The 12,140-nt window shown below is 64.1% G+C and carries 11 protein-coding genes; 2 read left to right on the top strand and 9 right to left on the bottom strand.

What is annotated here, in order from left to right; genetic code table 11:
• Positions 1-184: 184 nt before the first annotated feature.
• From SxD43FB_RS01615 to SxD43FB_RS01590, 6 genes are all read right to left on the bottom strand, one after another.
• On the bottom strand, positions 185-694 hold the full coding sequence (locus tag SxD43FB_RS01615) for a cytochrome C (RefSeq protein ID WP_096060696.1): 510 nt from the start codon (positions 692-694) through the stop codon (positions 185-187).
• Between the two features lie 10 nt (positions 695-704).
• Positions 705-1,250, bottom strand: coding sequence for a methylamine dehydrogenase (amicyanin) small subunit (gene mauA / locus SxD43FB_RS01610; RefSeq protein WP_069066561.1), 546 nt, complete (start codon positions 1,248-1,250; stop codon positions 705-707).
• Positions 1,251-1,272: 22 nt separating this feature from the next.
• Complete coding sequence (locus SxD43FB_RS01605) at positions 1,273-1,875, bottom strand: methylamine utilization protein MauD (RefSeq protein WP_096060695.1); 603 nt, start codon at positions 1,873-1,875, stop codon at positions 1,273-1,275.
• 6 nt (positions 1,876-1,881) lie between these two features.
• A complete protein-coding gene (locus SxD43FB_RS01600; protein ID WP_096060694.1) occupies positions 1,882-2,412 on the bottom strand; it encodes a MauE/DoxX family redox-associated membrane protein in 531 nt (176 codons plus the stop codon).
• A 2-nt stretch (positions 2,413-2,414) separates the two neighbouring features.
• Positions 2,415-3,593, bottom strand: coding sequence for an amine dehydrogenase large subunit (locus tag SxD43FB_RS01595; protein WP_176482645.1), 1,179 nt, complete (start codon positions 3,591-3,593; stop codon positions 2,415-2,417).
• 168 nt (positions 3,594-3,761) lie between these two features.
• Complete coding sequence (locus tag SxD43FB_RS01590; RefSeq protein ID WP_069067073.1) at positions 3,762-4,415, bottom strand: TetR/AcrR family transcriptional regulator; 654 nt, start codon at positions 4,413-4,415, stop codon at positions 3,762-3,764.
• Positions 4,416-4,605: 190 nt separating this feature from the next.
• On the opposite strand from SxD43FB_RS01590, the gene SxD43FB_RS01585 reads away from it, so the two are divergent.
• Both SxD43FB_RS01585 and SxD43FB_RS01580 read left to right on the top strand, forming a co-directional pair.
• On the top strand, positions 4,606-6,621 hold the full coding sequence (locus SxD43FB_RS01585) for a PAS domain-containing sensor histidine kinase (RefSeq protein ID WP_176482644.1): 2,016 nt from the start codon (positions 4,606-4,608) through the stop codon (positions 6,619-6,621).
• An 80-nt stretch (positions 6,622-6,701) separates the two neighbouring features.
• Entirely contained in the window at positions 6,702-7,709 is a 1,008-nt protein-coding gene (locus tag SxD43FB_RS01580; RefSeq protein ID WP_217988768.1) for a sensor histidine kinase, read from the top strand.
• Positions 7,710-7,729: 20 nt separating this feature from the next.
• Here the strand turns inward: SxD43FB_RS01580 and SxD43FB_RS01575 are convergent, their stop codons facing one another.
• The 3 genes from SxD43FB_RS01575 to SxD43FB_RS01565 are packed head-to-tail and all read right to left on the bottom strand — an operon-like array spanning position 7,730 to position 11,937.
• Entirely contained in the window at positions 7,730-9,172 is a 1,443-nt protein-coding gene (locus SxD43FB_RS01575) for a TolC family protein (protein WP_255245567.1), read from the bottom strand.
• The gene (locus tag SxD43FB_RS01570; RefSeq protein ID WP_096060693.1) at positions 9,162-10,232 is read right to left on the bottom strand and encodes a biotin/lipoyl-binding protein; all 1,071 of its coding nucleotides are present in this window, start codon (positions 10,230-10,232) and stop codon (positions 9,162-9,164) included. The genes SxD43FB_RS01575 and SxD43FB_RS01570 overlap by 11 nt, the downstream gene beginning before the upstream one ends.
• Positions 10,216-11,937 carry an ABC transporter ATP-binding protein gene (locus tag SxD43FB_RS01565; protein ID WP_096060692.1) on the bottom strand — a complete coding sequence of 574 codons (1,722 nt, stop codon included), beginning with the start codon at positions 11,935-11,937 and terminating at the stop codon, positions 10,216-10,218. Before SxD43FB_RS01565 ends, SxD43FB_RS01570 begins: the two co-directional genes overlap by 17 nt.
• Between the last annotated feature and the right edge of the window lie 203 nt (positions 11,938-12,140).

Genomic DNA, 12,140 nt, shown 5'->3' with positions numbered 1-12,140 from the left:
AATGCCGCCGGATCAGCGATCCGGCGGCATCATTTTATGCCAAGGTGCATAGACGGGAACCTATAGCTTGTCGTTCCCCGGCGAAGGCCGGGGTCCAGTCCCGCGGTCAGAACTGGACCCCGGCCTGTGCCGGGGAACGACGCGCATGAGTCAGCCTTATTGCGCGATGCTATTAGAGAGCGTCTTAGGGTTTCTGGCCGGGGTAGAGCAGGCGCATGGCGCTGGGCGCGCCGCATTGCTTGATCGCGACTTCCACATAGCGGGCGCGTTCGGCCTTGAGCGAGGCGGAGGAGAGGGCGAATTTCCGCTCGTGCGCAACCTCGTCGGCCGTGAACGGCTTGGCACCGGCCGGCACGCTGGGACCGCCGAGGCCAAACACCATGAAATTGACCAGGTCGGCCAATTGCTGGTTATCGCTGATCCGGCTGTGCGCGATGTTGGGCAGGCGGATGAGATAGGCGCGCGATTGCGGCGTGCAGAGGAACCAGCCGACCCGGCCGCGCAGTTCGGGCAGTTGCGCCGGGGCCGCGCTCCCCTGAATGCCATGGCAGCCGCCGCAATGTTCGGCATAGTCGGAGCGCGCAAGTTCCGGGTCGCTGATCGCGTCGGGCAGCGGCCCCATCGGCGGCAACGCGGCGCGGCCGATGCCGACTACGCCGAGCAGGAGCAGCGATCCCGTCAAAAGCCTGCGCAAACCCTTGCCCTCAGCTGGCCGCGCCCACCATCACCGCGGTCGAACAATGATATTCCATGCTGCTGGTGCCAAAGCACCAGATGACGTCATTGTTGAGCTGGGGCATGTAGAGCTGGGTTTCGCGGTCGGTATTGTCGCATCCGCACTGGCCGCAGGCGGGTTTGCCGCAACAGTCGCGATAGGCGATCAGATAGGCCTTGCCATCGTCCGGGTTGATGCAGGTGCCGACCCAGGACACGGGCGACGGCTCGGCACCGGGCGGGCAACTATGCAGCCCACCGCCGCAACAGGTGCAGAGCGCGCCATCGATGGCGCAGTAGCGCCAATAGTCGCACTTGGTATCATCCTTGGTCTGGGCATTGCGGGCAAAGCCGGTTTTCGCTTCGGGCGATCGATCGGGCTTGGCCGCTTCCGCGCGGCTGACCGGTAGCAGCGGGAAAACGGGCGCAGCCACCAGCGCCGCGCCCAGGCGCGAGAGCATGGAGCGGCGCGAGCTGCCCCCGGCGAGCCGCCGCAGCAGTTTTTCGCCCATGGCGTCGGCGTTGAACCTCTTCATGTCACTGCCCCCCTTTGGCCGTTCAGGCCGCCTGTGCCTTCAACGATCCGATATAATCCTGCACGGTCTTGATCCCCATTTCATGGGCGACGACCAGGCTTTCGAGATGCTCGCGGCTGTTTACCAGCCCCTTGGACAGGATCATGCCCTCGGCATCGAGCAGCACCGCAAAGGGCAGCTTGGCGACGCCGAACGCCTGGCCCACGTCGGGACCGTTGACGAACATATAGGGTTCCAGCCCATGCTGCGCGATCATGGCGCGCTGCGCGGCGACATCGTCATCGCCGACGAAGGTCAGCGCGACGCGCTCGTCGCGGGCAAAGGATTTGGCCATGGGAATGATGGCCTTGCAAAGCGGGCACTGGGCCGACACGAACATCAGCAGCCGCAAAGGCACGCCATGGGCATGACCGCCGACCGTGACCGGCGCGCCGTCTATGGAGCGCGCGTCGACCTTGATCGTGGCGTCGCCCACCGCCGGGCCGCCGCTGGTGGTCAGCGCGCCCGCTGGCGCGACGCGGATATGCAACACGCCCACTTGACGCGCGAGGGCGAGCAGCGCGACGCCAAGCCCCAGGATGACGACCCAGGAGAGGATTTGCGAGATGATGAGCGATGTCAGCATGGATGCTTATCTCCGGTAGGCGGCGGGCGACGCGATCAAAGCCGCGATGGCGGTATAGAGCGGATAGGCGAGCGCGATGGCGAGACCGCCCGCAATGGCGGTGCCCATGTCGATGGCGGACAGGGGCGGCACGGGCCACAGGCGCGGCACGAGCAGCAGCGCCAGGATCATGTTGCGCCCGACCAGCGGCAAGCCGATCCGATGCCGCAGTTGCGACCGGCCACATCCGCAATCGATATGGCTGCGACCCCGCGCGATGTTGATCGCCATGGCCAGCGCGAACATAAGCAGCAGCCCTATCGCCAAGACGACTGGCAGCGGCGCAAGCCACGCCACCAACGCGCCACCGATCAGCAGTTCCGCCACCGGCAGCAGCAGTGCGGCAGGCGCGACCAAAGCCGGGGGCAGCAGCCGGTAATTGGCGATCACGCCGGGCAGCAGCGCGCGATGCCGAAGCTTTTCAGCGCCCGACAGCAGCAGGATCAGGCCAATGCCGATCGATGCCGCAAGGCCGATGATCGCAAGGCCCAGTTCCATGGTCAGGACGGGTCCGCGACGGTGATGGTGCTGCCACCGGCCCGCTCGATCTTATGCTTTTCCTCGCCGGTGGCGAGGTCGATGACGATGGCGCTGGCCTCCTCGCCATTCATGAACAGCAGCGGTTTGTCGGTTTGCGACACCTCGATATTGTTCATCGGTTCCTTGAGCGCGCGGCGCTTGACGACCTTCTGGGTGGCCAGATCGACCTCCCACACTTCGGTCCCCGATGCCTTGTGCGTCCAATATTCGCCCATATGCATCAGCACGAACAGATGGCCCGATGGTCGATGCAACGCCATTGGTTGCCGACCGCCCGGATACCAGTTCAATTCCAGCGGCTTGGTTTCGCCGGGGCGAATGCCCGCTGCCGCCTGGATCGAAAAGGGCGCGGCAATGGTCGGGGTCGCGCCCAGCTTCGCTTGGAAGATCTGGCCGGTATAGGTGAGGAAGGTCGTTTCCTGCTTGCGCTTGTCATAGGTGAAATTGTCGAAGATCGGATCGTCGGTGGCGGAGAAGAAAGGCGCGCTATGCGTGATGTCCGCCTTGCTCCCCTTGATCGCCACGGTGGCCAGCGACCCGTCCGAACAGAGCGCAGAAAAGCCGACGCCCGGATTGGGCATCAGGCTGGCACAACCCGGCAGTTCGATCGCGGTCACGAATTTGCGCTTCGCCAGGTCAACGACATTGACCCCGGAGGCGGGGCTGAAATCATAGATATAGGCGGTCTTGCCATCGTCGCTGATGATGAAATTATTCTTGCGCGAACCGATCAGGATGCGGCCGGGCAGGGGGATTTCGGTGACGAGGTTGAGCGTCTGGCTGTCATAGACCGACACCATGTCCTGCCGCGTGCCGCGATCGCCCTTCGACCAGATGGTTTCGGAGACATAATAAAATTTGCCTGCAGGATCGATCGCGAAGTCGGCGAGGCGGCGGGTTTCGACCATGCCCTTCATCTTGCCGGTTTCGCCGTCGAAGATGCTGGTGCCCGCCATGTCCCATCCGCCATCGACGAAGAACCAAGTCGGCTTGGGCGGCGGGATGGTCATCACGTCGGATGTTTCCGCTTCCGGCACGGCGTCGGTCTCGGCGGCGGGAGCAGCCCATGCGGCGGTCGCGAACAGCGTCCAGCCTAGCGCGGCGGCAGCGAATATTGCCTTGGTGGCGGTCCTCGACATCTGGCCTGATCCCCCTTGATGCGGCGGGCGGGCCTGCGGACTCACGCTGTCCACGCCCCCCCAGCGCTGGCATGAAGTCTGGACAGATGTCCGGGATCGGTCAAGCGCTTAACGGGGGCGTTCGCGAATTTATTTCTGCACCGCAACAAAGCGCGCGCAGTACCAAAATCACGCCGTTTCGCTGACCAACCCGGCAATATCGCGCGCGGTCACCGTCTTGGCCAGGTGGATGAATGACGTAGCGGCAAGCGCGGTAAATGCCGGCATCTTGTGTGCCCAGGGCTTGCCATGGCCCAGGAACGGCGTCGATCCTTCCATCGACGCGCTGATGAACAGGGCCACGCTATGCACGTCGTCGGGGGACAAGGCGGGATTGAGCTGCGCGACATATTCGCCGATCGCATCATGGACGCGCTGGTAAAAGGCACGGACGCGATCCGCGACGAAATCGCTATGATTGGCGAGCGCCCATAATTCCGTGAACAAATGGGTCGTGCGCTTGGTCTGGATGTCGTCAAGACATAGGAGGATGATCCGTCTCAGCCGCTCTTCGGCGGTCAGCCCCGGCTTGCGCACCGTCTGATCCAGCACGCTGCCATAAGACTCGACCAGTTCATCGAGCATCACCTGGATCAGCATTTCCTTGCGCGGAAAATGATAGCTGACATTGCCGACCTTCATGTCGCACCGCGCGGCGATGCGGCGCAGGGTGAAGGCGTCGGCTCCTTCATCGATCAGCACGTCGAGCGCGGCCTTAAGGATCTGATCGACGGTTTCGGTGCCCCTGACATAGATGCCGGGCCGTGGGGGAGCGAGTATCATATCTGGTTCTGCCTTGCCCCGTCCTAGCATCGCTGGGGAAAAGTCGCCACCCTTTGGCACCATTTCGGCGCAGATGACGGACAAGATTTTCGCAAAAACAAGGGCATATTGCATATTGGACGGAACTGTGAAGGCTGGCGTCGGTTCGCAAAGATCAGATGATGGATAGGACCGACGGATCACCCCCTTTATGAATGATAGCGCAGCCAGCATGGATCTCGGCCAGGACATGCATTTCCTGTCGGGGGGCGGGGTCATGGGCGAGTTGGTCCGGTCAAAGGACTGGTCGGCAACGCCGCTTGGCGCGCCGCAAAGCTGGCCTCAGCCGCTCAAGACATTGGTGGCGCTCATGCTGTCGGCCGATCAACCGATGTTCATCGGCTGGGGGCCTGACCATATCCTTCTTTACAATGATCGCTATGCCCCAATGCTGGCCGACCGGCACCCCACAGCTTTAGGGTGCCCCTTTTTCGAGGTCTGGCCTGAAGTTCGCGCTGATATCGGACCGCTCTTTGCTAAAGTATCCTTTGGCGAACCCGTCCACATGGACGATATCGAACTCATGCTCGATCGTCCGGGCCGCCCGCGCGAAGCGCATTTCGCCTTCTCCTACACGCCAGTTCGCGACGCGGCCGGGACGGTCGATGGCCTCTTCTGCGCCTGTGTCGAAACCACCGAGCAGATATTGGCGGAGCGCACGCGCCGCGAAGCCGAAGCGTCCGAGCGCAACCGGCTGTGGATATTGTCCGAAGACATGCTCGCCCGCGCGGACTTTGCCGGGCGCATGGCCGCAGTCAATCCCGCCTGGACCCGCGTATTGGGCTGGTCGGAGGCGCATCTGCTGGCGACACCCTATGTCGACTTCATGCATCCCGACGATGCGGCGGTGACGCTCGCCGCCATTGAGGATATGAGTCGCACCGGCCTTCCCACCCGCTTTCAAAATCGCATCGCCACCGCCGACGGCGGCTGGACGCCGATCGGCTGGACCGTGTCGCCCGAACCGGACGGGGTGAATTTCATCGCGATCGGCCGTGACCTGAGCGAAGACAAGGCGCGCGAAGAAGAATTGCTGCAAACCCAGGAAGCGCTGCGTCAGTCGCAGAAGCTCGAATCGATGGGTCAGTTGACCGGCGGCGTTGCGCACGACTTCAACAATCTGCTCACCCCCATCATCGGCTCGCTCGACCTGCTGATGCGCCGTGGGCTGGGCAGCGAACGCGAACGTCGCCTGATCGACGGCGCGCTCCAATCGGCCGAACGCGCCAAGACGCTGGTGCAACGGCTGCTCGCCTTCGCCCGGCGACAGCCGCTCCAGCCCAAGGCGGTCGCGCTCGATGACCTCGTCACAGGAATGGCGAGCCTGGTGAGCAGCACGATCGGCCCGAAAATCGACCTGCAGGTCAATATCGCCGACGATTTGCCCCCGGCGCGGGCCGATGCCAACCAGTTGGAAATGGCGATCCTCAATTTGAGCGTCAACGCCCGCGACGCCATGCCTGCGGGCGGCGAACTGACCATCTCGGCAAGTCGCGCCAGCGTGCGGGGGCGTCATCCCGCGGGCCTGCGCGTCGGTCATTATGTGCGCCTCTCGGTCGCCGACACGGGCGTCGGCATGGACGAGGCGACGCGGGCGCGCGCCATCGAGCCCTTCTTCTCGACCAAGGGCATTGGCAAGGGCACCGGCCTTGGCCTGTCGATGGCGCACGGCCTGGCCGCGCAACTGGGTGGCGGGCTGACCATCATCAGCGCGCCGGGTGAGGGGACCACGGTCGAACTCTGGCTCCCCGTCAGCCCGGACGCGATCGGCAGCGACGACCAGATTCGCGTGCTGCCGCGCATATCCGTCGCGCGCGGCACGGCCTTGCTGGTCGATGATGAGGAACTGGTGCGGATGAGCACCGCCGACATGCTCAACGACCTTGGCTATGACGTGGTCGAGGCGAAATCGGCCGAGGAGGCCCTGCACCTGATCGAAGCGGGTGTCGCGCCGACCATATTGGTCACCGACCATCTGATGCCGGGGATGAATGGTGAGGAACTAGCGCGCAGCCTGCGGACCCGGATGCCCGACCTGCCTGTGCTGATCGTGTCCGGCTATGCCGAGGCGGAGGGGATAGCGCCCGATCTGCCGCGGCTGACCAAGCCCTTCCGCAATGCCGAACTGGCCGACCGGCTCGAAACCATCCACCCGACCGAAGCCTGACCGCCAAGCGGCATCCGATGGATTATTCCCCTGCTGCCCGCCCATTGTGATAGGGGCTGGACGCACGGCATGATCGGGGAATGACAGTGGTTCAAGAAATGCCGAAAGCGCATGAGTGGCAGCCCGCGCAGTTGCAGCGCGCGATCGTCGCCGCCGGGGTCGCGCTCTGGGCCTGGAATGTCGATACCGACGCCTTCACCATGGACGAGCTGGGCTTCAAACTATGGGGTCTGCCACAGGGTGAGCAGGTCACGTTCGAAAAACTATCCACACGCATTCACCCCGCCGACCGGGACAGGGTGCGATCCGCATTCTCCGCGACGCGCGCGATCCTTGGCCCCTATGAAACCGATTTTCGTATCCTGATCGGCGACGAAGTGCGGTGGATCGCCGCGCGGGGTCAGGGCGAGGATGACGGCATCGTCGGGCGGACCATGTATGGCATCTTCCTGGATGTGACCGGTCGCAAGCAGGCCGAAGAGGGGCATGAGCTTCTGGCCGGGGAAATGAGCCACCGCGTCAAGAATCTGCTGGCCATAGCATCAGGCCTGACCGCCATTTCCTCGCGCTCCGCCCTCAGTAAGGAGGATATGGCGGGGGAATTGACCGACCGTCTATCGGCTTTGGGCCGGGCGCATGATCTGGTCCGCCCGCTGCCCAACGGACAGGGTAACGCGGCACTGCTGGGCGATCTTCTGTCGGTATTGCTCGCCCCCTATGACGATCTCGGCGCGTTCAAGGGCCGCATCAGAGTCGCTGTCGAGCGGATGGGCGTGGGCGAACATGCGGCGACCGGGCTGGCCCTCGTCCTTCACGAACTGGCGACCAACTCGATGAAATATGGCGCCTTGTCGCATGAGGCCGGCACGCTCGATGTCTCCAGCATGGCGGAGGACGACGATGTCATCCTCACCTGGCTGGAACATGGCGGACCCAAGGTGCAGGAGCCGGACGGCGCGGGCGGCTTCGGCAGCAAGCTGGTGCAGCGCAGCGTGCGCGGCCAACTTGGCGGCACCATCGATTATGACTGGGCGGAAACCGGCCTGATCGTGACCCTGCGCATCAATCGGGCGCGGTTGGCCGTATGAAGTGCGCGCCGATTATCCGCTCATAGTCCCAAAGCGTCGGTGTCGGCGCTGGCGGCGGCGAGGTCCGCATGGGCGATCAATTGGCGATAGGCGGCATCCAGCTTGCGCAAGGCCGCATCGGCCGCCGCCTCCTCGCGAATGTTGACCAGGAAGAAATCGCTCGCGCCCATTTCGAACCGGCGGCGCTCAGCCTGCGCCATGTCCTGCGCGCGCGCCTGTTCGTCGCCTGCCAGCGTCAGCAGCCGCTCGGTTGCATCGACCGCGACGCCGATCGTGTCGATCTCCGCGATGATCTGCTCGCGCAGCCCCTGGCCACGCAGCATTGCCGCCTCGATCTCCGCCTGGGTCTGCATGATCCGGCCCTGCGCCGCGCGGCGCTGGAGTGGCAGGGTGAAGGTCAGTCCGACGCGGGTGTCCGTGCCTTCGCGCGATCGTCCACCTTCGCCGATCGGCCCGATGTCGCGCGACGCTTCGGCGTTGAAATCGAGACGCGGCAACAGCGCATTGCGGTCCAGTGCCAGCCGATCGCGCGCGACCTGCATCCGCAGGTCGATGGTGCGCAGGTCCGGCCGCATCGACAGCGCCGATTTGGGATCGACCGGCAAGGGCAGGGGGTTGGGCAGATCCGATGGCAGTTGCGCAGGCGACGGGATCACCGGCCGTCCATCCGCGTCACGCCAATAGAGCGACAGCGTGTTGGCGGCACTGGCGAGCGCCTGTTCCGCCTGTACCACCAATGTCTGCCGCCGCAGGATATTCTGCTGATTCTCGGTCAGGATGATGCGCGGGCGCAACCCCAGCGTAACCTGTCGCTCCAGCCCCGTCTGGCGATCCTGCGCCAGCGCCAGCAGGTTGCGCACGATCTCCAGCCGTTCGCCCGCGACGACCCATTGATTATAGGCGTCCAGCGCCCGCCGCTGCACCCCGATCGCGACGAACAGCCGGTCGGCATCGGCGAGCGCGATATCGGCTTCGGCCTGCGTCCGGTTGAACCGCCGGTCGTCGATCGCTCGGTCGCGCAGCAGTGCCAGCACCACGCCCGCCTTTATCTCGCCGAACTGGTTGGTGTAGCTTTTATCCTCATAGATGGGGAAGCGCCCGTCGGAAATGCGATAGCCGCCATAGACATTGCCGCCCCATTGTTCGAGCGGCCGCGTCACCTTCGTTTCGGCATAGCGGCTGTCATAATAGCCGGTCAGGCGGCTGTCGGCGGCGGCGGAAAAGACCGTGTCGAACGCGCCCTCGGCCGACAGGCGCTTGCCCTGCGCGCCGCGCACCCGCGCCAGCGCTTCCAGCACTTGCGGCGCATGTTGGCGCGATGACGCCAGCACATCCGCCAATTGCAGTGGGCCGGATAGCGACGGCGCAGCCGCCCGCGTCGGCAAGGGCGCGATATCCTGCGCGATCGCAGGCGCAACCGTCGCCATCAGCGCGGCGACCATGAGCAGGCGCTTACTTGGCATTGCTGTTGGCATTGGCATCGGTCGCATTCGTCGCTGAAGCGTCGGGTACATTGCCGGGACGCTGGAATTGCAGCGGGAAGTCGTTGAGTTGCCGCCACAGTTCAAACCCGACGCTGACGGTATCCATCAACACCCAGCCGCGCACCTTGGCACCCAGCCGGACATAGGGTTCTTGCGGCCAGGCTGGCCGGTCCGATGCCGGTTCGACGATCACGCGGAACAGGCCGTTGGCCGATGCCGACACGTCGATCGCGCGCACCTTGCCATCGAACATGCCCTGCGCGACGGACGGCCAGCCGCTGAACTGAATGGCGGGCCAGCCTTCGAATTCCAACCGGACCCGTCGGCCAAGGTGGATCAACGGCACATCGCGACCATCGACATAAAGCTCGACCACGCGCCGCGACTGTTCGGGCGCGAAGGTCGCGACGATGTCGCCGGGGCTGACCATGGTCGCATTGTCGCCGCCCTGGATGCGTAGCACGCGGCCAGCGCGCGGCGCACGGATCATCTGGACCGACTGGCGGTTGAGGCTGACGTCCACGCGCGTCCGCTCGGCCCGCGCCTGCGCGACCTTGGCGGCATAATCGCTGACCTTGATCTGGGCCAGTTCATAGTCGCGGCGGGGGGCCAAGCCTTCGCGGTACAGCGTTTCCATGCGCGACACGTCCAGTTGCGCCACCCGCATGGCCTGCTGCGCCGCCATGATCTCGACGTCGGCCTGGTTGCGTTCCGCGCGCAGGCGGTCGAGCAGATTGGGATCATTGTCGCTGATCCGCGCGATAGGATCGCCACGCTTCACCAGGCTGCCGTCGGTAACATACCATTGTTCGATCCGGCCGGGGACCAGCGCGGTGATATTCTGCACCCGGTCGCGCGGGTCGAGCGCGATGACGGCGCCGGTCCCAGGCGCGGTCTGCACCCACGGCACGAAGATCATGAACAGGATGCAGCCGACGATCGTCGCCACCAGCATCCATGCCAGCGCGCGGGTAACGCGCGGCGCACGAATGCTCGCCAGCGTCTTGAAATGCGACAGATGATTAGCGCGAAACGGCATCGCCAGCCTCCTTGCCAGCGCCAGCGCGCAGGGCGTCGAAACTCTCCCGGTCGGCAACCAGCTGCTGCTTTTTGCGACCCAGCCACAGCCAGCCATCCAGGGTGATGTCGTGTGGGCGGCTGGAGAAATAGAGGATGGTCACGGGCTTGCCCTTCAACATGGCGAAAGCCGCCTCCAGATGATGGACCGGCACCATGTCGTAGAGCGCCGACAGGACAAGGATGCGCGGCTGGGCGAGCAGGGCGCTTGCCAGCTTCAACTGCATGATCTCGACCAGCGCCAACGGCCAGCCGGTGGAGGACAGGCGCGTGTCCATGCCATCGGGCAGGGCGGCGACCCGCTCGTCCAGGCCCACGGCGCGCAACACGTCCATGATGCCGACGGAATCATTCTCGGCCCGCGCGAGCGAGAGATAATCGCGTATCGAACTTTCCACGATGGTCGGTCGGTTGAGGACGATTACGTCGCTGCGAAGCTGATACATGTCGAGCGAGGTGATGTCCGCGCCGCCCAGCGTGATGATGCCGCTGGTCGGCCGGATATGCCGTTTGAGCAGCGTGGAGAGCAGCCGGTCCATGTCCGGGTCTGCCGCACCGATCAATCGGCTGCCGCCCGGAATGACGATGTCGATCTCCGCTTCGTCGCGCCCGATCGGCGCGCGCACGGAATGGAGGACGAGCGCGCCATGGGCAGGCCGTGCGGCGTCGGGCTTCAATTCGGGCACTTGCTCCTGCGGAATGGCGAGGATCAGCGAGAGTTCCTCGACGCCTGCGACCAGATCGTAAAAGCTGTCGAGATACGGTCCCAATTGTGCGGCGCCATAGAAGATGCTCGACAGGATCAGTTCGGCCGCGACCAGCTGGCCGATCGACAACTGCCCCTGGATCACCAGCCACCCGCCCAGCGCCAGCAAACCGGCGCTGGCCACCGCATAGAGGATCAGCAGCGCGAGGCTTTGCGGGAAGGCATAGCGGAAATGCGCCTTATGCTCCTTCACATAGGCGGCGGTGGCCTCTTCGGACCGATCCATGGCGAAGTGGAGATGGCGGCTCGATTTATAATAGCCGTTCGATCCGCCCACGCTTTCGAGCCAATGGGCGGCCTCATATTTGCGATAGCTCAGCGCCACCGACGTCCGCATCGCACCGCGATACCAGAGGCGCCAGATCAGCCAGACGGCGAAGATGAAGCCGACATTGAACGCCAGGAAGAAGGGGTGGTAAAATGCCGTGACGACGAAACCGACGCTGGCTTGCAGGATGATCGAAAATCCCCCGATCAGCAGCGACGGGATCGCCTTCTGCACCGTCATCAATTCGAAGAACCGGTTGAACAGGTCGCCGCGTCGTTCGTCCTGGAAAAAGGGATTTTGCGCATACACCGCGCGCAAGGTGATGTCCGCGACCAGCCGGGCGAAGAAACGGCGTCGGAACATCTCCATCAAATGCATGCGGAACGCGCCGAGCAGCGCCGATATCAGCAACAATCCGAGCAGGATCGCCGCCAGCGTGAACAATGGCGCTGGCAACGCCGTATTCGCCACGGAGTTGATCAGCATCTGCACCGAGATCGGCGTGGCTAGCGACAACAGGCCAATGCCGACACCGTAAACCAGTGTCAGTCTGATGAAAGCCTTGTCAGGACCGATGATCGGTCCCGCCCAGGCAAAGAAGTCGCGCAATCGCACATCGACCGGAGCCGCCATATTCGAATGTCCCACCGCGTAACAACATGATCCAAAACACAGCCGACACCACAAGGGCACGCTGCATCATCAAGAGCATAATAAAGCCATCCATGGCGATACCCTGGATGGCGCTGCTCAGCTCCTAATGACGTTTTTTGTCTATAATTCTGCCCTGGCGCAGTGAACCCGATGTCGCCGGGTCACGGGCCGCGCCAGTGGCT

Origin of the sequence: Sphingobium sp. D43FB, from assembly GCF_002312805.1 — a bacterium.
Taxonomy (GTDB): domain Bacteria; phylum Pseudomonadota; class Alphaproteobacteria; order Sphingomonadales; family Sphingomonadaceae; genus Sphingobium.
The sequence above is the reverse complement of the archived record's forward strand: the minus strand, read 5'-3'. Positions and strand labels throughout refer to the sequence as shown.